Annotated in this window: 30 protein-coding genes and 1 pseudogene; 16 read left to right on the plus strand and 15 right to left on the minus strand. The window is 72.7% G+C overall.

Features of this window, described 5'->3' with window-relative positions; translation table 11 throughout:
• Positions 1-32: 32 nt before the first annotated feature.
• Entirely contained in the window at positions 33-452 is a 420-nt protein-coding gene (locus J2X63_RS03275) for a hypothetical protein (protein WP_309973857.1), read from the minus strand.
• Entirely contained in the window at positions 449-643 is a 195-nt protein-coding gene (locus J2X63_RS03280) for a hypothetical protein (protein WP_309973859.1), read from the minus strand. Before J2X63_RS03280 ends, J2X63_RS03275 begins: the two co-directional genes overlap by 4 nt.
• 30 nt (positions 644-673) lie before the next feature.
• Between J2X63_RS03280 and J2X63_RS03285 the strand changes: the two genes are divergently transcribed.
• Complete coding sequence (locus tag J2X63_RS03285; RefSeq protein WP_309973860.1) at positions 674-1,321, plus strand: uracil-DNA glycosylase; 648 nt, start codon at positions 674-676, stop codon at positions 1,319-1,321.
• A gap of 34 nt (positions 1,322-1,355) precedes the next feature.
• Here J2X63_RS03285 and J2X63_RS03290 read toward each other — a convergent pair whose 3' ends face one another.
• Both J2X63_RS03290 and J2X63_RS03295 read right to left on the minus strand, forming a co-directional pair.
• A complete protein-coding gene (locus J2X63_RS03290; protein ID WP_309973862.1) occupies positions 1,356-2,093 on the minus strand; it encodes an IclR family transcriptional regulator in 738 nt (245 codons plus the stop codon).
• Complete coding sequence (locus J2X63_RS03295) at positions 2,090-3,265, minus strand: adenosylhomocysteinase (RefSeq protein WP_309973864.1); 1,176 nt, start codon at positions 3,263-3,265, stop codon at positions 2,090-2,092. Before J2X63_RS03295 ends, J2X63_RS03290 begins: the two co-directional genes overlap by 4 nt.
• Before the next feature lie 160 nt (positions 3,266-3,425).
• On the opposite strand from J2X63_RS03295, the gene J2X63_RS03300 reads away from it, so the two are divergent.
• Positions 3,426-3,962 carry a hypothetical protein gene (locus tag J2X63_RS03300; RefSeq protein ID WP_309973866.1) on the plus strand — a complete coding sequence of 179 codons (537 nt, stop codon included), beginning with the start codon at positions 3,426-3,428 and terminating at the stop codon, positions 3,960-3,962.
• Between the two features lie 72 nt (positions 3,963-4,034).
• A complete protein-coding gene (locus tag J2X63_RS03305; protein WP_309973868.1) occupies positions 4,035-5,120 on the plus strand; it encodes a PLP-dependent aspartate aminotransferase family protein in 1,086 nt (361 codons plus the stop codon).
• Between the two features lie 5 nt (positions 5,121-5,125).
• Here J2X63_RS03305 and J2X63_RS03310 read toward each other — a convergent pair whose 3' ends face one another.
• The gene (locus J2X63_RS03310; RefSeq protein ID WP_309973870.1) at positions 5,126-5,992 is read right to left on the minus strand and encodes an alpha/beta hydrolase; all 867 of its coding nucleotides are present in this window, start codon (positions 5,990-5,992) and stop codon (positions 5,126-5,128) included.
• 60 nt (positions 5,993-6,052) lie between these two features.
• On the opposite strand from J2X63_RS03310, the gene J2X63_RS03315 reads away from it, so the two are divergent.
• A complete protein-coding gene (locus J2X63_RS03315) occupies positions 6,053-6,835 on the plus strand; it encodes an EI24 domain-containing protein (RefSeq protein ID WP_309973872.1) in 783 nt (260 codons plus the stop codon).
• Positions 6,836-7,140: 305 nt separating this feature from the next.
• Here the strand turns inward: J2X63_RS03315 and J2X63_RS03320 are convergent, their stop codons facing one another.
• Together J2X63_RS03320 and J2X63_RS03325 are read right to left on the minus strand one after the other, a co-directional pair.
• The gene (locus tag J2X63_RS03320) at positions 7,141-7,740 is read right to left on the minus strand and encodes a class I SAM-dependent methyltransferase (RefSeq protein ID WP_309973874.1); all 600 of its coding nucleotides are present in this window, start codon (positions 7,738-7,740) and stop codon (positions 7,141-7,143) included.
• Between the two features lie 75 nt (positions 7,741-7,815).
• On the minus strand, positions 7,816-8,766 hold the full coding sequence (locus J2X63_RS03325) for a cytochrome b/b6 domain-containing protein (RefSeq protein ID WP_309973876.1): 951 nt from the start codon (positions 8,764-8,766) through the stop codon (positions 7,816-7,818).
• A gap of 294 nt (positions 8,767-9,060) precedes the next feature.
• On the opposite strand from J2X63_RS03325, the gene J2X63_RS03330 reads away from it, so the two are divergent.
• Together J2X63_RS03330 and J2X63_RS03335 are read left to right on the plus strand one after the other, a co-directional pair.
• Positions 9,061-9,198: a hypothetical protein gene (locus tag J2X63_RS03330; RefSeq protein WP_309973878.1), complete on the plus strand. Its 138-nt coding sequence runs from the start codon at positions 9,061-9,063 to the stop codon at positions 9,196-9,198.
• 186 nt (positions 9,199-9,384) lie between these two features.
• Entirely contained in the window at positions 9,385-10,482 is a 1,098-nt protein-coding gene (locus J2X63_RS03335) for a phage tail sheath subtilisin-like domain-containing protein (protein WP_309973880.1), read from the plus strand.
• Positions 10,483-10,539: 57 nt separating this feature from the next.
• On the opposite strand, the gene J2X63_RS03340 is transcribed toward J2X63_RS03335, so the two are convergent.
• Positions 10,540-11,682: an epoxide hydrolase gene (locus J2X63_RS03340; RefSeq protein WP_309973883.1), complete on the minus strand. Its 1,143-nt coding sequence runs from the start codon at positions 11,680-11,682 to the stop codon at positions 10,540-10,542.
• A gap of 65 nt (positions 11,683-11,747) precedes the next feature.
• Here J2X63_RS03340 and J2X63_RS03345 point away from each other — a divergent pair, with 65 nt between their 5' ends.
• A complete protein-coding gene (locus tag J2X63_RS03345) occupies positions 11,748-12,716 on the plus strand; it encodes a WYL domain-containing protein (RefSeq protein ID WP_309973885.1) in 969 nt (322 codons plus the stop codon).
• The gene (locus J2X63_RS03350) at positions 12,713-13,159 is read left to right on the plus strand and encodes an SRPBCC family protein (RefSeq protein WP_309973887.1); all 447 of its coding nucleotides are present in this window, start codon (positions 12,713-12,715) and stop codon (positions 13,157-13,159) included. The genes J2X63_RS03345 and J2X63_RS03350 overlap by 4 nt, the downstream gene beginning before the upstream one ends.
• A 34-nt stretch (positions 13,160-13,193) precedes the next feature.
• Here J2X63_RS03350 and panD read toward each other — a convergent pair whose 3' ends face one another.
• The 3 genes from panD to J2X63_RS03365 form a co-directional block, all read right to left on the minus strand.
• On the minus strand, positions 13,194-13,610 hold the full coding sequence (gene panD, locus J2X63_RS03355; protein ID WP_309973890.1) for an aspartate 1-decarboxylase: 417 nt from the start codon (positions 13,608-13,610) through the stop codon (positions 13,194-13,196).
• A gap of 96 nt (positions 13,611-13,706) precedes the next feature.
• The gene (locus tag J2X63_RS03360) at positions 13,707-14,237 is read right to left on the minus strand and encodes a hypothetical protein (protein WP_159603460.1); all 531 of its coding nucleotides are present in this window, start codon (positions 14,235-14,237) and stop codon (positions 13,707-13,709) included.
• A gap of 43 nt (positions 14,238-14,280) precedes the next feature.
• Positions 14,281-15,297, minus strand: a complete 1,017-nt coding sequence (locus J2X63_RS03365; RefSeq protein ID WP_309973893.1) for an NAD(P)-dependent alcohol dehydrogenase — start codon at positions 15,295-15,297, stop codon at positions 14,281-14,283.
• 77 nt (positions 15,298-15,374) lie between these two features.
• On the opposite strand from J2X63_RS03365, the gene J2X63_RS03370 reads away from it, so the two are divergent.
• Entirely contained in the window at positions 15,375-16,070 is a 696-nt protein-coding gene (locus J2X63_RS03370; protein ID WP_309973894.1) for a TetR/AcrR family transcriptional regulator, read from the plus strand.
• A 4-nt stretch (positions 16,071-16,074) separates the two neighbouring features.
• Here the strand turns inward: J2X63_RS03370 and J2X63_RS03375 are convergent, their stop codons facing one another.
• Positions 16,075-16,692 carry a histidine phosphatase family protein gene (locus J2X63_RS03375; RefSeq protein ID WP_309973896.1) on the minus strand — a complete coding sequence of 206 codons (618 nt, stop codon included), beginning with the start codon at positions 16,690-16,692 and terminating at the stop codon, positions 16,075-16,077.
• 148 nt (positions 16,693-16,840) lie between these two features.
• On the opposite strand from J2X63_RS03375, the gene J2X63_RS03380 reads away from it, so the two are divergent.
• From J2X63_RS03380 to J2X63_RS03390, 3 genes are read left to right on the plus strand one after another with little or no spacing between them, the layout of a single operon-like run.
• On the plus strand, positions 16,841-17,512 hold the full coding sequence (locus J2X63_RS03380; RefSeq protein ID WP_309973898.1) for a DUF2306 domain-containing protein: 672 nt from the start codon (positions 16,841-16,843) through the stop codon (positions 17,510-17,512).
• A gap of 4 nt (positions 17,513-17,516) precedes the next feature.
• A complete protein-coding gene (locus J2X63_RS03385) occupies positions 17,517-18,719 on the plus strand; it encodes a histidine kinase (RefSeq protein WP_309973900.1) in 1,203 nt (400 codons plus the stop codon).
• Entirely contained in the window at positions 18,716-19,429 is a 714-nt protein-coding gene (locus J2X63_RS03390) for a response regulator transcription factor (RefSeq protein WP_309973902.1), read from the plus strand. Before J2X63_RS03385 ends, J2X63_RS03390 begins: the two co-directional genes overlap by 4 nt.
• Positions 19,430-19,543: 114 nt before the next feature.
• Here J2X63_RS03390 and J2X63_RS03395 read toward each other — a convergent pair whose 3' ends face one another.
• Positions 19,544-20,524: a DUF5937 family protein gene (locus tag J2X63_RS03395; protein WP_309977776.1), complete on the minus strand. Its 981-nt coding sequence runs from the start codon at positions 20,522-20,524 to the stop codon at positions 19,544-19,546.
• Positions 20,525-20,622: 98 nt separating this feature from the next.
• Here J2X63_RS03395 and J2X63_RS03400 point away from each other — a divergent pair, with 98 nt between their 5' ends.
• Together J2X63_RS03400 and J2X63_RS03405 are read left to right on the plus strand one after the other, a co-directional pair.
• Entirely contained in the window at positions 20,623-21,018 is a 396-nt protein-coding gene (locus J2X63_RS03400; protein ID WP_309973904.1) for a cupin domain-containing protein, read from the plus strand.
• Between the two features lie 72 nt (positions 21,019-21,090).
• A complete protein-coding gene (locus tag J2X63_RS03405) occupies positions 21,091-21,792 on the plus strand; it encodes an endonuclease/exonuclease/phosphatase family protein (protein WP_309973907.1) in 702 nt (233 codons plus the stop codon).
• A 12-nt stretch (positions 21,793-21,804) separates the two neighbouring features.
• Here the strand turns inward: J2X63_RS03405 and J2X63_RS03410 are convergent, their stop codons facing one another.
• Positions 21,805-22,740, minus strand: coding sequence for an aldo/keto reductase (locus J2X63_RS03410; protein ID WP_309973909.1), 936 nt, complete (start codon positions 22,738-22,740; stop codon positions 21,805-21,807).
• A 30-nt stretch (positions 22,741-22,770) separates the two neighbouring features.
• Here J2X63_RS03410 and J2X63_RS03415 point away from each other — a divergent pair.
• Positions 22,771-23,543 (plus strand): annotated as a pseudogene (locus J2X63_RS03415) (SDR family oxidoreductase).
• Positions 23,544-23,569: 26 nt separating this feature from the next.
• Here the strand turns inward: J2X63_RS03415 and J2X63_RS03420 are convergent.
• Positions 23,570-24,448, minus strand: coding sequence for an intradiol ring-cleavage dioxygenase (locus J2X63_RS03420; protein ID WP_309973911.1), 879 nt, complete (start codon positions 24,446-24,448; stop codon positions 23,570-23,572).
• Positions 24,449-24,586: 138 nt separating this feature from the next.
• Between J2X63_RS03420 and J2X63_RS03425 the strand changes: the two genes are divergently transcribed.
• On the plus strand, positions 24,587-25,201 hold the full coding sequence (locus J2X63_RS03425; protein ID WP_309973913.1) for a dihydrofolate reductase family protein: 615 nt from the start codon (positions 24,587-24,589) through the stop codon (positions 25,199-25,201).
• The last annotated feature ends 37 nt before the right edge of the window (positions 25,202-25,238 follow it).

Below are 25,238 nucleotides of genomic sequence, written 5' to 3' on the forward strand. Positions count from 1 at the left end.
CAGACGTGTCGACGCGTCAGCCCGGCGGCCGGTCAGGCGCGCCGGTCGGCCGGCGACGTGGACCAGACGGCGAGCGCCACGAGCAGCGGCTGGAAGAACAGGCGGATGAACCGCGCCCGATCGGTCGTGAGGCCGAACGCATCGCGGCGCTCCGCCCACTGCGCGAGGTTGCCGGGGAACACCGCGACGAAGAACGCCGCGACGATCGCGCCGATGCGCCCGCGTTCGCGCGGCAGTGCGACGAGCGCCGCACCGAGGCCGACCTCGACCACGCCCGAGCCGACCACCACGGCGTCGGGGTCCATCGGCACCCACGGCGGCACCTGCGCCCGGAACTCGCGGCGCGCCCAGAACAGGTGGCTGACGCCGGCGAAGACGAGGAACGCGCCGAGCACGAGTCGTCCCAGGGTGCGCGCCGGCGTCGAGGCGGGCACGCCCGAACGGCGGCTCATCGCTCGATCGACTTCCGGTCGTCGGAGGGACGCACGACCGCGCGCAGCACGAAGAAGACGACGACGGCGACCACGGCGACGATGGCCAGCTTGGCGATGAACCACAGCAGGCTGAAGACCACGTCGACGAGGAACCAGGCGACGAGGACGGCGACGATCACGCCGATGACGGTCCAGACGGTTCGGCTCATGCTTCGAGGCTAGCCGTAGGATGACCGCTCATGGCCCCCGATGCGATCGCCGGCTTCATCGAACGGCTCGCCGCCGGCGCGTCCGGCCCGAGCAGCGCGAACCCCTTCGATCACTCCCTGCCCGAGAACTCGATGCGGCGGCGCAACCTGGACCGCTACCTGCGGCAGCTCGCCGAGCGGCAGCCGTCCACGATCCTCGTGGGCGAGGCACCCGGCTACCGCGGCATGACGATCACGGGCGTGCCGTTCACGAACACGGTGCTCCTGCGTCGCGGCGTCGCGCACTTCGGCCTGTTCGGCACCGAGCTCGGATATGAGATCCCGGATGCCGCCGGCATCGCCGCCGAGCCGACGGCCACGGTGATGTGGCAGGTGCTCGAGGGCCTTGATTTCCTCCCGCTGCTGTGGAGCGCATTCCCCCTGCACCCCCATCGGCCGGGTGCCCCGCTGTCGAACCGCACGCCGACCCGTGCCGAGACGGCGGAATGGGCGTGGTCGTGGCAGGCGCTGGCCGGGGTGTTCGGCATCCGGTCGATCGTCGCGGTCGGCAACGTCGCCCAGGCGAGCCTCGCCCGCAGCGGGTGGGAGGTGCCTCGGGTGCGGCATCCGTCGCACGGCGGTCGCGAGGGGTTCCGGGCGGGGCTGCAGGCGCTGCTCGACGAGGGCGTCATCCGCTGATCGGCCGACCGCGCCCCGCGTGCGGCGGCGCAGGTCAGCGGGCGCCGCCGAGGCGGGCCGAGATCTCCGCGGCCGTGGCGCGCGCGGCGGCGACCACCTCGTCGAGGCCGACGGCGCTGTACGACGTGCCGATGTACGGCACGGTCAGCGCGGCGATCGTGCCGCCGGTGCGATCGGTGACGGCGGCGACCACGTCGGTGATGCCCGCCTGCAGGCGGTCTGCGCGGGTCAGGTATCCGGCCGCGAGCAGCTCGGCCTCTCCGGGGAGCAGCCGGCCCGCGGCATCCGGAGCACCGGCTGAGAGCACCGCGCCGGTCGCCGTCGTCTCGAGCGGGAAGCGCGCGCCCACCCGCACCTGGTAGCCGAAGTCGGCTGGCGACTCGGCCTGGGCGATGATGCGCACCTCACCGGCGTCGTCGACGCCGAGGTTACACGACTGGCGGATGCGGTCGGCGAGCTCGCGCATGGGCGCTGCGGCCAGCTGCACGAGGCCACGGAGCGGCGGATGCCGGTGGGCGAGGTCGAACAGCGCCATCGAGAGCACGTACCGCGCCGACCGGTCGTCACGCGTGAGGTAGCCGCGGCGCTCGAGGGTCGCGAGTACGCGGTAGATCTGGCTGACGTTTCGCCCGACCGCCTCGGCGATCTCGGTCTGCGTGAGCCCGCCCGCCTCGTTCGCGAGCAGCTCGAGGATGTCGAGCGCCTTGTCGAGGGCGGGCGCGGCGTACTCGATCCCGCGGCCCGCCGTCGTCGGCTCGGGCTCTGGGCTCACCGGTCGGCTCCGAGGGCCCGGACGAACCGCCGCGCGATCTCGCGCTCGAGGTCGTCGGGCACCGGCTGCGGCCCGGGCGCCAGTGACGCGGGGTCCGTCGCCACGCGCTCGAGCGAGAGGGACTGCAGCAGGAAGCCGAGATCCATGGCCTCGAGCGAGTTGCCCTTCGGCTCCCGTCCGGCGAGGTTCACCATGCGGCCACCCGCGAGGAGGATGAGCTCGCGCCCGTCGGGCAGGTCGATGCGCTCGATCGCCGCGTCGAGCTCGGTCACGTCGACGGCGCGGCCGTAGAGCGCCTCGGTATCGATCTCCCACGGGAAGTGGCCGGCGTTCGCCAGCACGGCGCCGCTCGACATCCGGTCGATGACGGCATCGGTGATGATGCCCGGATGCCCCGTGGCGGTGATGAAGAACTCGCCGCATTCGGCGAGGTCGCCGAGCTCGCCCACGCGGTAGCCGTCGAGGGCCGCCTCGAAGGCCTTGATCTCGTCGATCTCGGCGACCGCGACCCGCCCGCCGAACGCCCGGAGATACTGCGCGATTCCCCGGCCGCACCAGCCGTAGCCCGCCACGACGAACCGTCGCCCGGGAATCATCAGGTTCGTGATGCGCATGATGCTCTCGACGACCGACTGGCCGACGCCGTGCCGGTTCTCGCCGATGGCCTTGAGCGGGCTGTCATTGATCACGATCGACGGGAACGGCACGCGCCCGGCGAGCTCGGTGCGCAGTCGGATGCCGCCGCTCGTCGTCTCCTCGGTGCCGCCGACCACCCCGGACGCCGTGCCGGCCGCGACGATGCCGGCGACGAGGTCGGCGCCGTTGTCGAGCACGAGGTCGGGACGCGCATCGACGACCGCGGCGACGTTCGCGTGGTGCTCGTCGAGCGTGTCGTCACGGCGGCCGAACACCGTCATGCCGAGGCTCCGCAGGTAGGCGACCACGTCGTCCTGCGTCGAGCCGTGGTTGCCCGTGGCGACGATCTCCGCCCCGCCCGCGGCGAGCACCTCGAGCAGCACGGCCGTCTTCGGCTCGACGTGCAGGGACATGCCGAGGCGGAGGCCGGCGAACGGTCGGCGCACGGTGAAGTCCTCGCGGGTGGCGGCGAGCAGCGGCATCCGGGACCTGATCCAGGTGATGCGCGCGGCGCCGCGTTCCAGCAGTTCCGACATGTCGGCCCACTTTCATATATGAATGCTGCTTTTGCTGATGATACCCCGTCGAGGAGCCAGGTGAGTCGATCGCCCGCCCGGGGCCGCCCGCGAGGTGCGAGTCAACCCCGGGACTTCGCCGAAGCGGCTGCGTATCGTGACCGCAACAGATGGGGGTGACATGCGCGCAGGACCGATCGCGGCCGTCGTGCTCACGGCGACGTTGGCGCTCTCGGCCTGTTCGCCGCAGTATGACGACGCGACGAAGGCGGACCTGCGGGCCCAGGTCATCGCCGTGAGCACCGCCAGCGCCGCAGGCGACTGGCCGACGGCGATCGCCGGACTCGATGAGCTCGCCACGGACGTGTCGAAGGCCCGCCGCGACGGCCGGCTCGACGACCAGCGCTTCGCGGCGATCGTGTCGGCGATGGACCTCGTGCGCCAGGACCTCGCGGCGGCCGTCGCCGCCGCCGAGACCGAGGCAGAGCAGCAGCGACTGCTGGCCGAGCAGGCCCGGTTGCAGGAGCAGATCACGCAGCTGCAGGCCGACCGGTCCAAGCCGGCGCCGCCCGCGCCGGCGCAAGGCGACGACGGCAAGTCCGAGAAGGACGGCAAGGGTGGCAAAGACGGTGAGGAGGGCGAAGGCGAGGGGAAGAGCGAGGGCAGCGGCCGTGGCGGCAGCGGCATCGTGCCGGCCGCGGACCACCGGGAGCAGTGACGCCGGGCCTCGTCATAGGCTGGCGCATGCGGATGCCACGATCTCCGCTCCCCGACCCCTGGAGGCACGACCGTGCACGACGCGAGCACGCCGGACACGCCGGCGCTCCACCCCGACACCCTCGCCGTCATCGCCGGCCGCCCCGCGAAGACGCCCGACCAGCCCATGAGCGTGCCCGTGCACCTCACCTCGACCTACGTCGCGGGCGGCGAGCTCGAGTACGGGCGGTACGGCAATCCCACGTGGACGGCCTTCGAGGAGACCCTCGGCGCCCTCGAGGGCGGCCGGTGCATCGCGTTCGCGTCGGGCATGGCCGCCATCGCCGCGGTGCTCGACCTGGTGGAGCCAGGCGGCACGGTCGTCGCGCCGAGGCACTCCTACACCGGAACCGTCGCTGCGCTCCAGGAGCGCGAGGAGCAGGGGCGCCTGCGGGCCGTCTACGTCGACATCACGGACACCGCCGCCGTGGCCGCCGCCTGCGACGGCGCCGCGATGGTCTGGTTCGAGTCGCCGACGAACCCGGCCCTCGAGGTCGCCGACATCGCGGCGATCGCCCGCGCGGCGCACGAGCACGGCGCGCTGGTCGCCGTCGACAACACGTTCGCCACCCCGCTGCTGCAGCGTCCGCTCGCCCTCGGCGCCGACGTGGTCGTGCACTCGGCGACGAAGTACATCTCGGGCCACAGCGACGTGCTCATGGGCGCGGTGGTCACGGCGTCCGACGAGCTGGCCGACGCGACCGTGCAACGACGCTCGCTGCACGGCGCGATCCCGGCCCCGCTCGAGACGTTCCTCGCGCTGCGCGGGCTGCGCACCCTGCCGGTGCGGCTCGAACGCGCGCAGGCCACAGCGCAGGAGCTCGTGCGCCGGCTCGCCGGCCACCCGGCGCTCGAGGAGGTGCGCTACCCCGGCTTCGGCGCGATCGTCTCGATCGTCGTGCGCGGCGGCGCAGAGCCGGCCGACGCGCTCGTGCAGCGCACGAGCCTCTGGGTGCACGCGACCAGCCTGGGCGGCGTCGAGTCGACGTTCGAGCGGCGACGTCGCTGGGCGCTCGAGCAGCCCACGATTCCCGAGGGGCTCGTGCGGCTCTCGGTCGGGCTCGAGCACGTCGACGACCTGCACGGCGACCTCGTGCGGGCGCTCGACTCGCTCGGCTGAGCGCCTCAGTGCGCGTGGTCGAGCAGCCAGTCCATCGCGTCGGGCACCGTGTGGAGCACCGAGACGTGCCCGTCGTCGAGGCGCATCCACAGGGCGGCGTCGGGCAGGCGGCTGAGCATCCACGCCGCGTGCCGTCGTGGCACCACGCGGTCGCCCTCGCCCTGCACGAGGAGCACTGGCACGCGCACGTCCTCGAGCTCGAACCCCCACGGACGCGTGAACGCGACGTCGTCGTCGATGAGCCCGTCGTTCCCGAACGCCTCGGAGGCGGCGACATCCGCCCCGAGTGCCGACCAGGCGCCATCGAGCGCCTCGAAGTCGGCGGGCAGGAACTGCTCGGGGTCGAACTCCTCGATCTCGGCGAAGGCCGCGCGCTGCTCGCGACCCTCCCGTGCAGCGAGCAGCCCGCCGGGCGAGCGCATGCCCGAGAACCAGTCGAACGCGTCGGTGTACGGGGCGATGCCCGCGATCGTGACGACCGCGGTCACCCGCTCTGGAAGCAGCGCGGCCCCGGCCAGGGCGTGCGGCCCACCGCCCGATGCGCCCATCGCGGCAAAGCGTCCGACGCTGAACGCGTCGGCGACCGCGGCCGCGTCCTCCGCGGCCGAGGCGACGTCGCGGCCGGGATTCGGCGACGACCCGCCGTACGACGGTCGCCCGTACGAGAGCACCCGGATGCCGCGCGCCGCCGCCGCGGCCAGCACCGGCTCGAGCGGGGCACCCGTCTGCGGCGACCCGTGGTGCCAGACGAGCACCGGGCCCGCCGCGGCACCCGACCTGTTCGCGGCATCGGCTCCGTTCGCGGCATCCGCCCCGCTGTCGTAGGCGCGGAGCACGCGCCCGTCGTCGAGCCGCACGTCGATCGCCTGCACCACGTGGATCCTCCCGTCAACCCGCACGTCCGCTTCGGACGCCAAGCCTAGGCTGGGCGGGTGATCGGCGGCTTCTTCTCGGGTGTGCGGATGCTCGTGCGCGGCTTCGGCTTCTGGGCGCGACGCCCCGGGGTCATGCTGCTCGGGCTGATCCCGGCCGCCATCGTGTTCCTGCTCGTGGCCGGCGCGCTCGTGGCCCTCGGCTTCGGCCTGCCCGGCATCACCGACTGGCTGACCCCGTTCGCCGACGAGTGGGTCGACCCGTGGCCGACGATCATCCGCAGCGCGATCGGCGCCATCCTGTTCGGCGCCGCCGTGGTGCTCGCGGCCGTGACCTTCACGGCCGTCACGCTCGCGGTGGGCGACCCCTTCTACGAACGCATCTGGCGTGCCGTCGAGGTCGAGCTCGGCGGCAGCGTGCCCGAGCATGGCACGGGCTTCTGGCGCTCGGTGCGCGACTCGGCCGCGCTCATCGGGCTCGGCGTCTTCGCCGCGATGGGGGTCGCCGTCACCGGCTTCATCCCCGTCGTCGGCGCCGTGCTGGCGCCCGTGCTCGGCGTCGTGCTCTCGGGGCGGCTGCTGGCCATGGAGCTGAGCTCCCGGGCGTTCGAGGCCCGTGGCATCCCGGCATCCGATCGGAGGATGCTGCTGCGCGGCCACCGGGCGAAGGTGCTCGGCTTCGGCGTGGCCACCCAGCTCTGCTTCATGGTGCCGCTCGGGGCGGTGCTCGTGATGCCCGCGGCGGTCGCGGGCTCGACGTTGCTCGCCCGCTCGGTGCTCGACGCCGCGGGGGTCGCCGGCGTGGGCGGCGCGGACGCTTCCGTGCACCCGATCGACGCGTAGCTGGCCCGGACCCCGCGCCGCGGCATCCGCCCCCGCCCCCCCGCCTCGGCACCGTCACCCTCCCCCGCCTCGGCACCGTCTCCCTCCCCCGCCGCACCCTTCACCGCCCGCGGCGGCGAAATGTAGGAACTTCCGCGCGGCACGCCGGTCGAGACGGATGCCGCGCGCGGCGCGTCGCCCCGAACTTCCTCCATTTCGGCGGGGTGGAGCGGGGCGGCCGGGTGGAGCGCGGCGGCAGGGTGGAGCGCGGCGGAAGGGTGCAGCGCAGGCGGAGGCGGGGGGGGCACACGGCGGGCACCAGCAGCTCAGGCCTGCAGGCCGCCGGGCGCCTCGCCGTCGAAGAGCAGCATCGGCACCGGACCGAACGGCATCGACCGCACGCGCAGCCGCCGGATGTCGCGGCCGACGAAGCCCGCGTCCACGAGCGCCCGTTCGGTGTCGCGGTCCCAGTGGCATCCGTGGCAGACGCGCTTCGAGATGGGCGTGGCGACGCGCTGCACTGCCCGCTTCAGGGTGCGCGACGGGGCGAGGACGTGGTCGACGAACACGACGCGACCGCCGGGCACCAGCACCCGGCGCACCTCCGCGAGGGCGGCGGCGGGGTCGCCGACCGAGCAGAGCACGTAGGTGCCGACGACGGCGTCGACCGAGGCGTCGGGCAGCGGGATCCGCTCGGCGTGCGCGTCGAGGGGCGCGGCCTCGTGCCGCCACTCACGCGCCCGGATCGCGAGCTCGGCCCTCCGCTTGGCGTCGGGCTCGAGCCCCTGCCACTGCACGCCGGGATCGAACGCGCCGAAGTTGGCGCCGTCGCCCGCGCCGATCTCGAGCACGCGACCGCGCACCCGCCCCACGAACTCGCGCTCGAGGTCGTCGAGCGCGTCGTCGTCGATGAGGGGCGTCGTCACCATCGCACGGTACCGCGCCAGGCCCGACGCGTCAGCCCTGCGTCAGCCCTTCGTCGGGCCCGGTCGGCGCCCGGGTCAGCCCTGCACGCGCCCCGAACCGGCGGCGATGCGCTTCAGCAGCGGCGGCTTCGCGAGCACCCACGCCACGACCATGAGGGCGACGGATGCCGCGAACACCGTGAATCCGACCCAGTCGTCGGCGTCGCGCGCGGCGTACATCTGGTTGAGCTTCACCAGCGCGCCCGTGGTGAGCACGAGCACCACGTGCACGAAGACGAACGCGAGGAAGAAGAGCATCGTCGGGTAGTGCAGCGACTTGGCGAGCTTCTCGGGGAAGGCACGCACGAGCGGGCCCTCCAGCGGCCAGGCCGACGAGAGCCGCAGGCCGGTGACGATCGCGATCGGCGACGCGATGAACACGATCGCGAAGTAGGCCAGCTGCTGCAGCGAGTTGTAGACGACCCACGAGTCCTCGGTGGGCCAGTCGAGCGAGGCGTACTGCAGCGCCGCCGACAGCGCGTTCGGTACGACGGCCCAGTCCGTGGGCACGATGCGCAGCCACTGTCCGGTCGCGAAGAGCAGCACGACGTAGATGACGCCGTTGAGCACCCAGAACGCGTCGAGCCAGAGGTGGAACCAGAGGAAGATGCCCATGCGACGAGGGTTGCGCCGGGTGCGGGGCCAGCGGGTGTTGTCACGGGTCCAGAACCCGGGCGGGCGCTGCTTCGAGCGCAGCTGGAAGCCCGTGCGGATGATGAGCAGCAGGAAGAACGAGTTGAGGAAGTGCTGCCAGCCGAGCCATGCGGGAATGCCCACGGGCGTGCCCTCGGGCGGCGGGAGGATGCCCGGGTAGGTGTCGAGGAACTGCTCGACGGCCGGGAGCGTGCGCAGCCACCGGGCGATGAGCACGACGACGACGAGCAGCACAAGGGCGATGGCGACCGACCAGAGCACGCGGCCGCGCTGCGCCTTCCACCAGTCGCCGGCACGGGCGACGCGGCTGGGCTTCGGCGAGGTCACGGTCATCTCCGGGCGGTTCCTTCTGGGCACGTGCGGGTCGGCGGGGGCGGTGCGGCGGCGACGGCGTCGACGCCGCGGCGGGCACCGGCGCGGGTGATCGCTGCGAGAGCGGATGCCTCGACGATAGCGGCGGCGGCCGGGAGCGCGAAGTCCACGCGCAACAGCACGCCACACCTGCGGTGCCTGGGCCACCGCGCCCGCCGCGCCCGCCGGGCTTCGGGATCCGGAACGAGCTCACAGCGTGCGGCACTAGGGTTGCGACCACGGGGCCGTCCAGGCTCCCGATCAAAGGGCGTCACCGTGTCAGACAAGTCACCGAAGAAGTCGTCCAGCAAGACCGCAGCGTCCAAGACGCTCAAGGAGAAGCGCGCCGACAAGAAGGCGAAGGTGGCGGGCCGCGCCGGCAACGACGTCAGCGACGCCACGCACCGCAAGTAGCGCGCCGCTCGGCGAGGGTCACCACTCCCGGGAGCACCCGGGCGGGGGCCCGCCGTCGAGCGCGCCCCTCCTCGCAGTGGGCCGTACCGCCGGTCGGCGGGATCGCCCTTGACGCCGGCGGATGCCGGGAGGAGGCTCGCACCACGAGGCGCGGCATCCGCACCCGGCGGCGAGGAGGTGGACGCCATGACCCGACCGATCGAGGGCGTGGGAACGGCGACCGCCGCCTTCGTGGGGCTCGCCGAGGACGGTCCGATCGACACGCCGACCGTCGTCGACGGCTGGGGCACCGACGAGGACGCGCTCTACGAGCGATACCGGGCCCCGTCCCAGGGTCGCGCCCTGCGGAGCTTCTTCGAGAACGGCGGCGCCACGGCGGTCGCGGTCCAGGTGGGTGACGCGAGTGCGTCCGCCGTGCGGGGCGGCCTCGCGGCCCTCGAGGACGTGGACGTCAACCTGCTCGTGCTGCCGGCCGAGTCCGCCGAGCGCGAGGACGCCCGCGAGATCGTCGCCGAGGCGGTCGCGTTCTGCGAGCGACGCCGGGCCATGCTGCTCGTCGATCCGCCGCCTTCGTGGACGAGCGCCGAGGCGATCGCGGCCTTCCTGTCGGATGGCGCGGCCGCTGCCGTCGGCACCGCCAGCCCGAACGCGGCCCTGTACGCGCCCCGCCTCCGTCACGCGGGTCCCGCGCAGGCCGCTGCGGATGCGCCGTTCCCGCCCTCGGGCGCTGTCGCCGGCGTGATCGCACGCACCGACGCGGCGCAGGGTGTGTGGACCGCACCAGCCGGACAGGAGTCGGAGGTGTTCGGCGCCGACCTGGAATTCGAGCTCGGGCAGGACGACGTCCGCGAATTCGGCGCCCGGGGCGTGAACGCGCTGCGTACCTTCCCCGGCCGTCGTCCCATCGTGTGGGGCGCTCGCACCCTCGCGGCCGGCGTTCCCGAGGCGGGCGAGTGGAAGTACGTGCCCGTGCGACGCACCGCGCTGTTCCTCGAGGCGAGCATCGAGCGTGGCCTCGCCTGGACGGTGTTCGAGCCGAACGACGAGCCGCTGTGGCAGGAGGTCCGCGAGTCCGTCGGCGCGTTCCTGCACGACCTCTTCCGGGCGGGCGCCTTCCACGGCCACTCGCCGTCCGATGCGTTCTTCGTCCGGTGCGATCGCGGCACCATGTCGCCGGAGGACCTCGACGCCGGTGAGCTGGTCGTGCTCGTGGGGTTCGCCCCGATCCGGCCGGCCGAGTTCGTCGTGCTGCGGATTCGCGCGCGGGCGCTGCCGCCGAGGTGAGCGGATGCCGCGAGCCCTCGCCCGCGGCATCCACTCGCCCGTTCGGGGCAGTCCGGCCTACTCCGCGCCGCCGAAGAACGCCCGGAGGTCGCCGACGACGAGCTCGGGACGCTCGAGCGCCGCGAAGTGCCCGCCCTCCTCGAACCGGCTCCAGTGCACGATGTTCGTGTTGTCGCGCTCGGCGAACACCTTGATGGTCTGGAAGTCGTCCTTGAAGACGGCGACGCCGGTGCGCGCGGCGCTCACCTGGGGCTCGGCCGCGGCGCGTGCGTTGTCGAAGTAGCTGCGGCTCATGCCCGCGGCGGCGTTCGCGAACCAGTTCACGCTCACCTCGGTGAGGATCTTCTCGAGCGGCACGAGCGAGGTGCCGTTGCCGAACGAGTTGAACAGCTCGCTGTAAGCGAGGAGCCCGACCGGCGAGTCGCTGAGGCCGACGGCCACGGTCTGCGGGCGGGAGGCGTTCATCGTGTTGTAGCCGCCCACCGACTGGAACCACTGCATGTGCTCGAGGCCCGCGTAGTCCTGGGGCTCGAGCCGCTCGAACTCGCTCGGGTCGCCCGAGGGGAACGAGAACAGCTGCAGGACGTGCAGGCCGAGGAAGCCCTCGGGATCGAGCAACCCGAGCTCGCGGGCGACCATCGCGCCGTTGTCGGAGCCGTGGATGCCGTACTCGGCATACCCGAGCCGGCGCATGAGCGCGTCGTAGGCGCGGGCCACCCGGGCGGTGGTCCAGCCGGCCTCGGCGACGGGGGTCGAGAAGCCGTAGCCCGGGGCATCCGGGATCACGACGTCGAACGCGTCCTCGGCTCGGCCGCCGTGCGCGACGGGGTCGACGAGGGGGCCGATGAGGTCGAGGTAGTCGACGGATGACCCCGGGTAGGTGTGCGCGAGCAGCAGCGGCGTCGCGCCGGGGTGCTCGGAGCGCACGTGGATGAAGTGGATCGGCTGACCGTCGATCTCGGTCGTGAAGTGCGGCACGGCGTTGATGCGGGCCTCCTCGGCACGCCAGTCGTAGCTGGTGCGCCACTGCTCGACGGCGTCGCGGAGGTAGGCGTTCGGGGTGCCGGCGTCCCAGTCGTCGACCGGGGCGGGCTGCGGCAGCCGGGTGCGAGCGAGTCGCTCCATCAGGTCGTCGAGCTCGGCCTGCGAGACCTCGACGCGGAAGGGGCGGATGTCGGTGGAAGCGGTGGTGTTCGTCATGTCTTCGACGGTACGGTGCATATAGGCACGTTCGGTTCCTAATGACTCAATCGAGGTGACACGAGATGTCGGATACCGCCGCCCGGCTGCTCGCCCTGCTGTCGCTCCTGCAGACCCGACCGGATTGGAGCGGCACGGAGCTCGCGCAGCGCCTCGGCGTCTCGACGCGCACCATCCGCAACGACATCGACCGCCTGCGCGAGCTCGACTACCCGGTCGACGCCACGCGCGGCGCCGCCGGCGGCTACCGCCTGGGCGCCGGCGGCAAGCTGCCGCCGCTGCTGCTCGACGACGAGGAGGCGATCGCCGTGGCCGTCGGCCTGCGCGCCGCCACCGGCATCGCGGGGATCGGCGAGTCCAGCGCCCGCGCACTGGCCAAGCTCGAGCAGGTGCTGCCCTCGCGCCTGCGCCCGACCGTCGCGGCGATCGGCTCGGTCGTCGATCGCGCCCCCGAGAACGTCGGCACGGACGCCCCCGATCCCGAGGTCGATCCGGCCGTGCTCGCCGCGATCGCCGCCGCCATCCGCGACGAGGAATGGCTGCGCTTCGACGATCGAGGCACCGTCCGGCTCGTCGAGCCGTACCGCCTGCTCAGCTGGCAGCGGCGCTGGTACCTCGTCGCCCGCGACCCGGCCTCGGGCGAGTGGGGCGTGTTCCGGGCGGACTGGATCGAGCCGCGGATGCCGACCCGTCGCCGCTTCTCCCCCGTCCCGCTGCCCGGCGGCGACTACACGGCCTTCGCCATGCGCTCCATCGCGATGAGCGGCTGGAACGTGGACGCACGCCTGCGGGTCGCCGCCCCAGCCGCCGCGGTGATCGCACGCATCAACCCGACCGTCGGCGTGGTCGAGGCCGTCGGTGACGACGCGTCGGTGCTCGTCACCGGCGCCGACTCGCTCGACACGGTCGCCGCCTACATCGGCATGCTGAACATGGACTTCACCGTCGAGTCGCCGGCCGAGCTCGTTCCGCTGCTCCGCACCCTCTCCGAGCGGTACGCGCGGGCCGCGGCAGGTGGGAAGGTGGACGCATGACGACGATCGAGCGGCACGTCGAGATCGCGGCCGCGCCCGAGGTCGTGTTCGACCTCGTCGCCGACCTGCACGACTACGGCTGGCTGCCACCCTCCGGCGACTACGACGGCACGAGCGAGGTCTCGCCACCGCCGGTCGCCGTCGGCACGACGTACGTCGAGCACAGCCGCGCCGGAGTCCGGCGCGGCGTCGTGATCGCCCTCGCGCGACCCGACGTCATCGCGTTCCGGCAGCCGATGACGCTCCGGCCGCGCGCGGCCGGCACCATCGACGCGACCGTCTCGATGTCGATCGCCGCGACGGCCACGGGGTCGCGCGTCACGCGAACCGTCGAGCTCGGCATCCCGAGGCGCCTCGCGCCGGCGCGGTCGATCATCGTCGGGCGCTACACCACCGAGAGCGAGCGGATGCTCGCCGCCCTCAAGGCGCACGCCGAACGTTGAACGCGTGCGAGGCGCACGATGCGAGGCGCGCGGCTCAGACGGCGAGCGGCGGCCGCAGCAGTTCGATCGCGTCGTCAGGTGCGGCCGCGGCATCCGACCCGAGGTCATCGATGCGGTTGGTGCGATCGACGTGCACGATCCGCGGCTTCCAGGCACGGGCGGCCGCATCGTCCAACTGCGCGTAGGAGATGACGATCACCACGTCGCCCTCGTGCACCAGGTGCGCCGCCGCGCCGTTGATGCCGAGCACGCCGCTGCCGCGCTCGCCCTCGATCACGTACGTCTCGAGGCGTGCCCCGTTCGTCACGTCGACGACGGCGACCTGTTCCCCGGGCAGCAGCTCGGCGGCATCCATCAGGTCTCGGTCGATCGTGACCGAGCCGACGTAGTGCAGGTCGGCATGCGTCACGGTGGCGCGGTGGATCTTGGACTTCAGCATGGTGCGCAACACGACGGAGAGCCTAGCGGCCGCGGTCGGTCGGATGCCGTTCGGTGACGGCAGGCGACGGATGCCGCTGCCGCGCGCGAGCAGTGCGAGCCGCCGAGCTTAGCCGCCGAGCCCGATCCGATCGGGCACGGCGCCCGCGACCGTCGGGAGCCATGACTCGACATCGGGCCACGCGCGGCCCGTGGGCAGGTGCCGCAGCAACCCGGCGAGTGAGGCGTCGGCGTCGGGCCACGGGATGACGCGGGTCGGCGACTCCGACGCGAGCACGCCGAGCCACCAGTGCTTCCAGGTCACGGGCAGGGTCTCGGGGTGGATGACCACGTAGTAGTCGGGCACCGCGATGCCGTGCCGTTCGGCGGCCTCCACCGCGCGGTCGATCTCGAGTTCGAGCACGCCGTACGTCGACTGGTCGTCGAAGAACTCGACCCAGGCGGCGGCCACGTGCCCGAGCGGGTCGCGGTCGTGCACCACGTACGGTGCGGCCGCGGCGGCCGACCAACGGGCGACCTCGTCGTCGGATGCCGCGTCGAAGGTCGCCGCGCGCACGTTGGCGAACCCCTCCAGGGCGTGGATGGCCGACGTCGCCTCGTCTCCGACGACGACCAGGGTGGTGCTGGCCGGTGCCTCCATTTCCGCATTGTACGTCGGCCCGCGACGTCCGGCGGCAGGCCGCTCAGGCGATCCGCAGCACCACGTTGCCGGTCTTGTGGCCGGCGTCGACGTACCGGTGCGCCTCGACGATGTCGTCGAGCGCGTAGGTGCGGTCGATGACCGGTCGGAAGCGTCCCTCCTCGGCGAGACGCACGAGGCCCGCCAGGTCGTCATGGCTCACGGGTCCACCGGTGAACGTGACGAGCTTGCCGCTGCGGCGGGAGTTCCGCCTGGCGGAGGTCATGCTCGAGAGGTCGGCGATGACGAGGAGCAGGGCGCCGCCCGGCTTCAGGAGGTGCTCGACGTCATCGAACGAGGCGTTGCCCACGCAGTCGACGATGACGTCGTAGGCGCCCGGCACGTGCGTGAAGTCCTCGGCGCCGTAGTCGATGACGTGAGCGGCGCCGAGTTCCGCGGCGAGGGCGACGTTGCGGGCGCCGCAGACGGCGGTGACGGTCGCGCCCCGCGCCGCGGCGAGCTGCACGGCGGCGGTGCCGACGGCGCTCGAGGCGCCGTTGACGAGCACCTCGGTGCCCGGGCCGATGGGCACCAGGCCCAGGAAGGCGAGGGCGGTGTGCCCGCCGAACACGAGCGCCGCGGCCTCGCCCATGTCGAGGTTGCGGGGCTTCCGCGCGATGGCCTTGCGCTGCGGAACGCGGGCGTACTCGGCGTGGCCGCCGAAGTCGCCGCCGAGCATCGCGATGACCTCGTCGCCGGGCGCAAAGCCGGTCACCTCGCCGCCGACCGACTCGACCACGCCGGCGATGTCCATGCCGAGCAGCCGCTTGCGCGGCCGGAAGACGCCGAGCGCGACCGGAATGAAGAACCACAGCCCCTTCGGCAGGTCGCGGCTGCGGGTGCGGTGGTCGGCGATGCTCACGGTGCTCGCGTGCACCCGTACGAGGAGCTCGTCGGCCTTCGGGACCGGAACCGGCACCCGCTCGAGGTGCACCACCTCGGGAGGCCCGAAGCGTCGGTGCACCGCGGCCCTCATCGTCCTCGTGGTGGTCGTGGTCACCGTCTGCGATGCGTGCGTCATCCCGAGCTCCAACCTTACGTTGTATGTCTTACGACGTAAGGTACGCTCGAACCACGCGATTGTCGAGAGGATTCCCGATGTCGACCCCAGGGCAGGCGACCAGGCGGCGAGCACCGCTCACGCGTGACCGGGTGCTGCGCACGGCGGTCGACCTGGCCGACTCGGGCGGCATCGACGCCCTCACCATCCGTCGCCTGGGCGAGCAGCTCGGCGTCGAGGCCATGTCGGTCTACCACCACGTGCCGAGCAAGGAGGCCATCCTCGACGGGGTGGTCGACCTCGTGTTCGGCGAGGTCGAGGCGGCCGTCGGCGGGTTCGAGGTGCCCGAGGCGGATGCCGCGTGGAAGGCTGCGCTTCGCGAACGCATCCTCGCCGCCCGACGGGTCATGCTGCGGCATCCGTGGCTGCCGGGTGTGATGGACTCACGGCAGGGCCTCGGCCTGACGACCGCGAGGTACGTCGACTCGGTCGTCGGCACGCTGCGCTCGGGGGGACTGTCGTACGACCTCGTCCACCACGCGATGCACGCGCTCGGCAGCCGCATGTTCGGTTTCTCGCAGGAGCTCGGCGAGAGCGCCGGCGACGACGGGTCGGCCGACCCCGACGAGTTGGCGCAGATGGCCGCCCAGGTGCCCCACCTCGCCGAGATGCTGTCGGTCGTCCGCCACGACGACCCCGAGTCGACCCTCGGCTGGTGCGATGACCAGTTCGAGTTCGAGTTCGGGCTCGACCTTCTCCTCGACGGCATCGAACGCGCCGGCCGACGCGACTGAGGCCTCAGCCGGCGAGCCGAGCCGCCTCGTCGGCAGCGGCCTCGAGGTCGGGCAGCACCACGGCGAAGTCGGCACCGCCCACGGTGCGCACGCGCCACGCGGCATCCGCCCGGTCGACGTACGACGACGAGGCGTTCTCGAGCTTCGGGTAGTGCCGGGGCTCGTGCCCGCTGATCTCGGCGAGCGTGTGCCGGATGAGCGTGCCGTGGGCCACCGCGATCACGCGTGCGGCGGTATGGTCGTGGGCGATGCGCTCGAGACCGCGGACCCCGCGCGCACCGACCTCGTCGTCGGGTTCCTTGCCGGCCCACTCACGGTCGGGCCAGCGCACGTACAGCTCCGAGACGTGCGTGCCCTCGGCGACGCCGAAGTCCTGCTCGAGGAGCTCGTCGTACGTGCCGCCGAGTGGCACGCCGAGGGCGGCCGCGATGATCTCCGCGGTCTCGCGTGCCCGGCCGAGCGGCGAGCTCACGACGACGTCCCATGGCTCGCCGGCGAGCGCGGATGCCGCCAGGCGGGCCTGCTCGCGACCCGTCGCGTTGAGGGGGATGTCGCTTCGGCCCTGCATGCGCAGCGCCAGGTTCCAGTCGGTCTGTCCGTGGCGGATGAGGGCGAGCAGCATCGTTCCAGCCTAGCCAGCGCCCCGAGCGGATGCGGCGTGGTGGCCGTCCCCCGGCCGCGCTCGTGCGCGTGCGCCTCAGCCGATCGGACGAGGGGCTTCGGGCCCCGAGGCCGATGCGGCGGCGCGGGTCGGCGACGAGGATCGAGCCATGAAGACGTCGGAATGGCTCGCCCCCGCCGGGCTGATCACGCTCAGCCTGGTGCCTGTCCTTGCCGGGTCCATGCGGCTCACGGAGCTCGCCGGCGGTGGCACCGTGACCGCCGAGAATGCCCGGTTCTTCGAGTCGCCGATTCCTGTCGTCGTGCACATCGTGGCGTCGAGCGTGTTCCTCGTGCTCGGGGCGTTGCAGTTCGCGCCGTCGCTGCGCCGGCGCCGCTGGCACCGGATCGCCGGGCGCGTGCTCGTTCCGGCCGGCCTGCTGTCGGCCCTGTCCGCGCTGTGGATGACGCTGTTCTACGCCCTGCCCGCGGTGAACGGCGTCGCGATGTTCGTCATGCGCCTCGGATTCGGCACCGCGATGGCGACCTTCATCGTGGTCGCGTTCGTGGCGATCCGGCGCGGCGACGTCACGACCCACAGCGCATGGATGACCCGCGCCTACGCGATCGGTCTCGGCGCCGGCACCCAGGTGCTCACCTTCCTGCCGTGGACGCTCGTATTCGGGGCACCGGGCCAGGCGATGCACGCCGTGCTCATGGGGGCCGGATGGGTGATCAACCTCGCCGTGGCCGAGGTCGCGATCCGCCGGCGCGCCGCCCTCGGCCGCCGCTCCCCCGTCGCGCCTCGCCGGGCCGGTGTGCTCGGTGCGCCCCTATCATGAGGGCATGACGGGCCCCCTCCGCTCGATCTGGGATGCGCCGGCGGCCACACCGCCTCCTCCCCGGCGCGTCTGGCGCGACTGGGTGCTCGTCGTGGTGGTGCCGCTGGCGGCCATCGTCGAGGCGGCGGTCCGTCCCGAGGTCCCGTCGCGCTGGGTGTGGGCGGTCGTGCTCACCGCGATCGCGCCGACGCTGCTCTGGCGCCGCACGCACCCGCTCGCCATGCTGGCGATCGCGTTCGGCCTGGGATCGGTGTTCTCGCTCATCACGGGCGGCGATCCCGAGCTCGTCGCGACCGCCGCCATGCTCCTGCTGGTCTACGCGGCCGTGCGCTGGGGCTCGGGGCGCGCCATGGTGGGCGGTGCCGCGCTGGTGCTGGCCTCGTCGGCGCTCTCGTTCGCCTACGGCCCCTCCACACCGGCCGACCTCATCGGCGCGGTCGCCGTGCTGGTGACCACGATCAGCCTCGGGGTGGCGTTCCGCTGGCGGGCCGCTGCCCGCGCCCGCGAGCTCGACCGGGTCAAGCTCCTCGAACGCGAGCAGCTGGCCCGCGACCTGCACGACACCGTGGCGCACCACGTCTCAGCGATCGCCATCCAGGCGCAGGCGGGCACCGCGGTGGCCGCCACGGATCCCGACGCCGCCGCCCGCGTGCTCCGGGTCATCGAGGCTGAGGCATCCCGCACCCTCGACGAGATGCGCTCGATGGTGCGCATCCTGCGTCGCGACGAGACGGTCGAGCCTGCGGGCACCGCCGGCGCCGCGGGCACGGCGGCAGCCGCCCGCGCCCCCAGCCCGGCGATCGCCGACCTCCGACGGCTGGCCGTGGGCGGCGGTGCCGGGGAGGTCGGTGCCGGGCGCGAGACCGCCGGCCCCGTCGTCGACGTGCGACTCGAGGGCGACGTCGCCGCCGTGCCGCCGGTCGTGGCGGCGACGGTCTACCGCATCGCCCAGGAAGCAGTGACGAACGCTCGACGTCACGCGCGGGGCGCCACCCGGGTCGACGTCGCCGTCGTCGCCGACGCCGACGGGATCCGGGTCGACGTGCACGACGACGGCGAGCCAGCGGCATCCGGAACCCCCGGCTACGGGCTCCGCGGCATGGCCGAGCGCGCCGCCCTGCTCGGCGGCACCCTCACGGCCGGTGCCGCAGCCGGAGGCGGCTGGTCGGTCGCCGTGACCCTCCCGCGCGCTGGATGGTCCACATGAGCGTGCGCGTGCTCATCGCCGACGACCAGGAGCTCGTGCGCACCGGCCTGCGCATGATCCTCGACGCGCAGCCCGGCATCGAGGTCGTCGGCGAGGCGAGCGACGGGGCCGAGGCGGTGTCGCTCGCTCGCGACATCCGGCCCGACGTGTGCCTCTTCGACGTCCGGATGCCGGTGCTCGACGGCATCGCGGCGACGCTCGCGCTCGCCGGGCCCGGCGTCGAGCACCCGATCCCCGTCGTGGTGATCACGACATTCGACCTCGACGAGTACGTGTACGCCGCGCTGCGCGCCGGGGCGCGCGGATTCCTGCTCAAGAACGCCGGGCCCGCGCTGTTGGCCCAGGCCGTGCACGCGGCGGCGCGCGGCGACGCGCTCATCGACCCCAACGTGACGGTGCGGCTCATCGAGACGTTCGCGGGCTCGGCGTCCGCCTCGCCCGCCGCAGCTCCGACACCGCCGGCGCAGCCCATCGAGCCGCTCACCCCACGCGAGGAGGACGTGCTCGCCGCGGTCGCACGCGGCCTCGGCAACCCCGAGGTCGCGAGCGAGCTGCACATCTCGCTCAGCACCGTCAAGACGCACCTCGCGAGCGTGATGGCCAAGGTCGGCGCGCGCAATCGAGTCGAGGTGGCCATATGGGCGTACGAGAGCGGTCGCGCCGGTGCCAACGGAGCATCCCGGCTCAGGACCGACCCTGACGCGAGCTGAGCAGCGCCCACGTAGCCTCGGGCGCATCGCCGTTCGGCGTTGAGACCGCGGCGGGACGCGGACGGATGCTGCGTCCCGCCGCCCTGCGGTCCGACGCCCCGCGCACCGCTCGTCCTACAGTGCCGCCCCGACGAGCGCCTCTCCCACGGGCGTGCGGGTGTGCAGCATCCTGGCGCCGTCCCGGACGCTCGCGATCAGCCCGCTGTTGCGGAGCACGGTGAGGTGGTGCGACGCCGTCGACACGGCGAGTCCGCAGTCGGCCGCCACCTGCGAGGTCGTGCGCGAGTCGTGGGCGGTGAGCAGGATCGCGGCGCGCGCGGGGCTCATCAGCGCCGCGAGCGACCGCGTCGCGGCCTCGGGGTCGCGCGCCCAGGTCTCGGTGATCCCCTGCGCCGGGTAGAACAGGGTCGGCTGGGCGGGCGGCTCGGTGAGCACCTGGCTGCGATGGGAGCTCATCACCGACGGCACGAGCACGAGCCCGCTGCCGCGGCAGTCGACCAACTCGTGGTGCAGCCGCAGCCGCACCCTCACGCGCTCGCCCTGCCAGCTCACGGACTCGTGCAGCCCGTCGATCATCGCACCGAGGCCATCGGTCGTGACCCGGCGTGCCCGCACGGCGATGTCGGCGCGAAGGATCCGCTCGACCTGCGGCCAGACGGGCGCGAGCAGCGCGTCCCACAGTTCCTGCCACGCGTCGGCGATCATGCTGCGCGCCCGCACCGGCTCGTCGCGGAGGCGCGCGATCGCCTCGTGCCGTCGACCCGACGACCGGGCGAGCATCTTCGCGAGGTCGGCCCGGAACAGCTCGGTCGGCACCGCCCGCAGCCGCCGCACCTCGTCGTCGGAGCCCATGTCCCAGCCCGGCGTGGCGGTGAGGAAGTCGGGGAAGTAGCCGTCGGGGCCGATCACCAGCGCCATGAGCTCGAACGCCTCGCGCGGCACGTCGCCGCGCACGGTGCGGACCCAGCCCCACTGCAGCGGCTGCTCGTCGGGCCGCTGCAGCACCCGCACCGCGTGGCACAGCTCGTGCCCCGGCGAGATGCCGAACCGGATCGCCGAGATGTCGTCGGGCGCGAGCCGGAAGTCCACGAACATTCGATCCACGTCGAAATGCTACCGAGTCGTGGCGCGCAGGCGGAGGGTGAGGGCAACGGATGCCGCAGCGGCATCCGGAACCGGAGAGGAAGGCCGTCATGGCAGCCGACGAACCCACCACCACCCCTGCACACGTGCCCGCGGCATCCGCGCCGCCCCGCCTCGTCGGGGCCGACGAGCTTCGATTCGGCACCGGGCGCACCCTGCGCTTCGAGGGCCGCGACCACGGCGCCGGGATCTCGTACTTCCTGGTGGACAACGACCCGGGGCAGGGACCCGGCCTGCACCGGCATCCGTACACCGAGACGTGGATCGTGCTCGAGGGCGAGGCGCGCATCACGATCGGCGACGCTGAGCTCGAGGCGACCGCGGGCGACACGGCCACGGTGGCGGCGAACACCTGGCACGGCTTCACCAACACCGGAAGCGGCCGGTTGCGCATGGTGTGCATCCACGCCTCGGACGTGATGATCCAGGAGAACCTCGACGACTGAGCGGGGATCGACCCCGCAGGTTCACGGCGAGCTCGCGGCCACCAGACCCCGCTGCCTGCGTAGGCTGGGCGAGTGAAGGTCGTCAGCTACAACCTGCGGAAGCATCGCGCGATCAACGAGCTCGCGGCGCTCGACGAGCGGTACACGCCCGACCTCATCTGCCTGCAGGAGTGCGACACCACCGACCTGCCGGAGCATGTGGGCCGGCTCGAGCTCGCGACGTCGACCTCCGGCAACCGACTGGGCCTCGCCGTGTACTACCGGGCCGACCGCTTCGAGGGCCGTGCGACCCGCGCGGTGGCGCTGAAGAAGTCGCTGCATGATCACCTGCTGCGTCCGGCGCACGAACGGCTCATCGGCGTGCGCCTGTTCGACCTCGAGGCGCAGCGCGAGCTCGTCGTCGCGTCGTTCCATGCGGCACCGCTCACCGCGCTGAACTCCTTGCGCCGGCACCAGATCCGTGCCGCCCTCGGCGAGCTGCAGTTGCTCGGGCCCGGCCTGCCGACCCTCATGGTGGGCGACTACAACTACCCGGTGTTCAAGGACAACCTCGCCGAGAAGGTGCGCGAGGTCGGCTACGAGCTGAACCTCAGCGACAGCCGCACGTACACGCGCTACAAGTTCTTCCGCGGGCACTTCGACCTCGCCACGTCCGTCGGCTTCGAGATCGACCGGGTCGAGACGCTGCCGCGAGGTTCCTCCGACCACCTGCCGATCCTCGTCGAGACGCGGTATGCGGCGGCGGCGGTGGCGGAGGAGGACCTCGCCAGCTGAGCCGCGCCCCGGCTAGGGCACGAGGTGGCCCGCAGCGCGGAACAACTCGTACCACTCGGCGCGGGTGAGTGGGATGTCGGACCCCTGCGCAGCGGCCGCCACACGCTCTGGACTCGTCGTGCCGAGCACGACCTGCATGTTCGCCGGATGCCGCGTGATCCACGCCGTGGCGATCGCGATCGGCGGCACGTCGTAGGCGGCGGCGAGGCGGTCGATCACGGCGTTGAGCTCGGCGTACTCGGGCGAGCCGAGGAACACGCCCGTGAAGAAGCCGGCCTGGAACGGCGACCACGCCTGCACGGTGATGTCGTTGAGCCGGCAGTAGTCGACGATGCCGCCGCCGTCGAGGGTGGCCGACTGACCCTCGGCGACCATGTTCGCCGCGACGCCCTGGCTGATGATCGGCGCATGCGTGATCGAGAGCTGCAGCTGGTTGGCCACGATGGGCTGGCGCACGTACCGCTTCAGCAGGTCGATCTGCCTCGGCGTGTGGTTCGAGACGCCGAATGCGCGCACCTTGCCGGCCGCTTCGAGGTCGTCGAACGCCCGGGCGACCTCCTCGGGCTCGACGAGCGCGTCGGGGCGGTGCAGCAGCAGGATGTCGAGGTAGTCGGTGCCGAGCGCGGCCAGCGAGCCCTCGACCGACTCGACGAGGTGCTCGTACGAGAAGTCGAAGTACGGTCCGTCCTTGACGATGCCGGCCTTGCTCTGGATCGTGTACTCGGCGCGCTGCGACGGGGTGAGCTGCATGGCCTCGGCGAACCGGCGCTCGCACTCGTGCAGCTCGCGCCCGTAGATGTCGGCATGGTCGAGGAAGTCGATGCCCGCGTCGCGCGCGGTGCGCACGAGCTCGCGGATCTCGTCGTCGGTCTTGTCGGGGATGCGCATGAGGCCGAGCACGACGTTCGGCGCGGTGATGTCGGTGCCCGGGAGGGTGAAGGTCTTCATGTCTCCACGCTAGGGGCTATGGTGACGACCATGGATCTCGGGCTCGCGGGCAGGACCGTCATCGTCACCGGAGCGGGCAAGGGCATCGGACTCGCCGCCGTGCGGGCGCTGCTCGACGAGGGCGCGCTCGTCGTGGCCGGCTCGCGCAGCGCCAACGTCGACACGCGTGCGCTCGAGGGGCGTGACGGATTCACGTTCGTCGAGGTCGACCTCGGCACCGCCGACGGGCCGCAGCGGCTCGTCGACGCGATCGACGGCGAGATCCACGCCGTCGTGAACAACGTCGGCTCGGCGCCCGTGCGACCCGCGGGCTTCGCCTCGATCACCGACGAGGAGTGGCTCGGCACGTTCACGCTCAACGTCCTGGCGGCGGTGCGCCTCACCCGCGCGGCGATCCCCCGCATGACGGCGGCGGCGCGATCGTGAACGTCGCCTCCGAGAACTCGCTGCTCGCCGATCCCCTGGTGATGGACTACAGCGCCGCGAAGGCCGCACTGCTCAGCTTCTCGAAGTCGCTGTCGAAGGAGCTCGCGCCGGGCGGCATCCGCGTCAACTCCGTGAGTCCCGGGCCGGTGGCCACCGACCTGTGGCTCGGCGAGCACGGCGTCGCGGCGACCGTGTCGCGTGCGACCGGCGCCGACGCCGCCGAGGTCGAGCGCGGCGCCGCCGGACAGTCGCCGACGGGTCGGTTCACGCAGCCCGAGGAGGTCGCCGACCTCATCGCCATCCTCGCGAGCACGCGGCTCGGCAATGTCACGGGCGCGGACTTCGTGATCGACGGCGGCCTTCGCCCGACCATGTGACCGCAGGGGCGCGCATCCGTCGGCGCCTACACGCCGATCGTCAGTGCCGCGGTGTAGCCCCCGGCGACCGATCCCGACATGCTCGCGATCTGGTGGATGCCGCCGTCGTCGCCGAACACGTTGTCGCGCGCGAGGCTCGTCTGCGCCAGGTTGCGCACGCTCTGCTCGTAGCCCGGGGTGGCGTACACGAGGTCGTTCACCTCCTCGGGCAGCGCGATCTGCGACGTCTTGACGATCGGCCCCGACGCCACGGCGTTCGCGACATCCGAATAGACCTCGAAGTGGATGTGCGGCCACCGGCCGGAGTAGCACGCCGGGTAGATCGACGTGAAGCGCACGGTGCCGGCCGAGTCGGTCTCCTGGACGCCGCGCAGGTAGTTCTCGCCCTCGACCCCGCGCGAGTACAGGGAGTAGCTGCCGTCACGGTCGCAGTGCCAGAGGTAGACGCCCGCACCCACGAGCGCGCTGCCCGTCGCGGCATCCCGCACCGTGAGGGCGATGGTGAGCGGCACCCCGGCCGCGACCGTCGTCGACGAGCCGAAGCTCGAGCGGATGTCGCTGCGCACGATGCCCGAGTCGTCGAGCACGTTCACGCCGTTCGAGCCGTCGCCCGGGTATGGGCCGCCGGTCTCGTCTGGCACCTCGGCGACGAGGTCGGATGCCGCGGCCGACGCGCTCGCGGATGCGCTCGCGCTCGACCTGGGCGTGGCGGTCGTCGCAGCGGTCGCGCCGCCGCCGGGCTCGGGACTCGCGCACGCCGCCAGTAGGGCGGTCACGCCGATGCCGCCGAACAGGCCGAGCGCGCGGCGGCGGTCGACCAGGGTGTGGATGTCGTAGACGAGGCCGCGGTGGTCCTCGTCGATCTCGTGGCCGTGCTCGTCGATCCAGCGGGGGTCGGTGGTCATGTCGTGCTCCTCTCCGGAGAGGACAGCATCGCCCGGGCGTCCAGCACACGGCTGTGGGCGTCCGATGCGTTTCCTATGATGGAGGCGCCGATGGCCGGACCGCGCGGGTGCGGCCTCCGTCACGCGAGGGAGCTCAGCATGGGAACGATCTCGGTCGACCTGTTCATCACGCTCGACGGCGTCTACCAGGCGCCCGGCGGGCCCGACGAGGACCGCGAGGGCGGCTTCGAGTACGGCGGCTGGCAGGGCGCCTACTTCGACGACGAATCGGGCGAGGTGATCGGCGCGGGCATCGACCGCATGGACGCGCTGCTGCTCGGCCGCAAGACCTACGACATCTTCGCGGGGTTCTGGCCGAACCGCGGCGACGACGATCCGATCGCGGTGACGTTCAACGCCCTGCCGAAGTTCGTCGTGTCGCGCTCGATGACGGATCCGGCGTGGCAGGGCACGACGGCCCTGTCGGATGTCACGGAGGTGGCCGCGCTGAAGGACCGCTTCGACGACATCCACGTGGTCGGCAGCGGCGACCTGGCGCGGTCGCTGCTCGAGGCCGACCTCGTCGACCGGCTGAACCTGTACCTCTACCCGCTCACGTTCGGAACGGGCAAGCGGCTCTTCGCCGACGGCCGGGGCGTGCCGGCGGCGTTCCGGCTCGCGGAGCCGCCGCGTGCATTCCCGAAGGGCGCGATCGCGCTCTTCTACGAGCGCGCGGGCGCACCCGTCACGGGCATCGACATCAGCGAGGGGTAGCGCGGAGGCGCGAGGCCACGCGCGCCCGCGGCATCCG

This window comes from Agromyces sp. 3263, assembly GCF_031456545.1.
Lineage (GTDB): Bacteria > Actinomycetota > Actinomycetes > Actinomycetales > Microbacteriaceae > Agromyces.

Excerpts from the sequence above, each read along its gene's own strand:
- J2X63_RS03280 (WP_309973859.1), bottom strand. The coding sequence starts at position 643 with ATGAGCCGAACCGTCTGGACCGTCATCGGCGTGATCGTCGCCGTCCTC.
- J2X63_RS03360 (WP_159603460.1), bottom strand. The coding sequence starts at position 14,237 with ATGGAGGCACCGGCCAGCACCACCCTGGTCGTCGTCGGAGACGAGGCG.
- J2X63_RS03375 (WP_309973896.1), bottom strand. The coding sequence starts at position 16,692 with ATGCTGCTCGCCCTCATCCGCCACGGACAGACCGACTGGAACCTGGCG.
- J2X63_RS03410 (WP_309973909.1), bottom strand. The coding sequence starts at position 22,740 with ATGAAGACCTTCACCCTCCCGGGCACCGACATCACCGCGCCGAACGTC.
- J2X63_RS03395 (WP_309977776.1), bottom strand. The coding sequence starts at position 20,524 with ATGTTCGTGGACTTCCGGCTCGCGCCCGACGACATCTCGGCGATCCGG.
- J2X63_RS03295 (WP_309973864.1), bottom strand. The coding sequence starts at position 3,265 with ATGTCGGAACTGCTGGAACGCGGCGCCGCGCGCATCACCTGGATCAGG.
- J2X63_RS03325 (WP_309973876.1), bottom strand. The coding sequence starts at position 8,766 with ATGACCGTGACCTCGCCGAAGCCCAGCCGCGTCGCCCGTGCCGGCGAC.
- J2X63_RS03275 (WP_309973857.1), bottom strand. The coding sequence starts at position 452 with ATGAGCCGCCGTTCGGGCGTGCCCGCCTCGACGCCGGCGCGCACCCTG.
- J2X63_RS03345 (WP_309973885.1), top strand. The coding sequence starts at position 11,748 with ATGTCGGATACCGCCGCCCGGCTGCTCGCCCTGCTGTCGCTCCTGCAG.
- J2X63_RS03350 (WP_309973887.1), top strand. The coding sequence starts at position 12,713 with ATGACGACGATCGAGCGGCACGTCGAGATCGCGGCCGCGCCCGAGGTC.
- J2X63_RS03420 (WP_309973911.1), bottom strand. The coding sequence starts at position 24,448 with ATGACCACCGACCCCCGCTGGATCGACGAGCACGGCCACGAGATCGAC.
- J2X63_RS03340 (WP_309973883.1), bottom strand. The coding sequence starts at position 11,682 with ATGACGAACACCACCGCTTCCACCGACATCCGCCCCTTCCGCGTCGAG.
- J2X63_RS03370 (WP_309973894.1), top strand. The coding sequence starts at position 15,375 with ATGTCGACCCCAGGGCAGGCGACCAGGCGGCGAGCACCGCTCACGCGT.
- J2X63_RS03380 (WP_309973898.1), top strand. The coding sequence starts at position 16,841 with ATGAAGACGTCGGAATGGCTCGCCCCCGCCGGGCTGATCACGCTCAGC.
- J2X63_RS03285 (WP_309973860.1), top strand. The coding sequence starts at position 674 with ATGGCCCCCGATGCGATCGCCGGCTTCATCGAACGGCTCGCCGCCGGC.
- J2X63_RS03390 (WP_309973902.1), top strand. The coding sequence starts at position 18,716 with ATGAGCGTGCGCGTGCTCATCGCCGACGACCAGGAGCTCGTGCGCACC.
- J2X63_RS03385 (WP_309973900.1), top strand. The coding sequence starts at position 17,517 with ATGACGGGCCCCCTCCGCTCGATCTGGGATGCGCCGGCGGCCACACCG.
- J2X63_RS03425 (WP_309973913.1), top strand. The coding sequence starts at position 24,587 with ATGGGAACGATCTCGGTCGACCTGTTCATCACGCTCGACGGCGTCTAC.
- J2X63_RS03335 (WP_309973880.1), top strand. The coding sequence starts at position 9,385 with ATGACCCGACCGATCGAGGGCGTGGGAACGGCGACCGCCGCCTTCGTG.
- J2X63_RS03300 (WP_309973866.1), top strand. The coding sequence starts at position 3,426 with ATGCGCGCAGGACCGATCGCGGCCGTCGTGCTCACGGCGACGTTGGCG.
- J2X63_RS03365 (WP_309973893.1), bottom strand. The coding sequence starts at position 15,297 with ATGACGCACGCATCGCAGACGGTGACCACGACCACCACGAGGACGATG.
- J2X63_RS03400 (WP_309973904.1), top strand. The coding sequence starts at position 20,623 with ATGGCAGCCGACGAACCCACCACCACCCCTGCACACGTGCCCGCGGCA.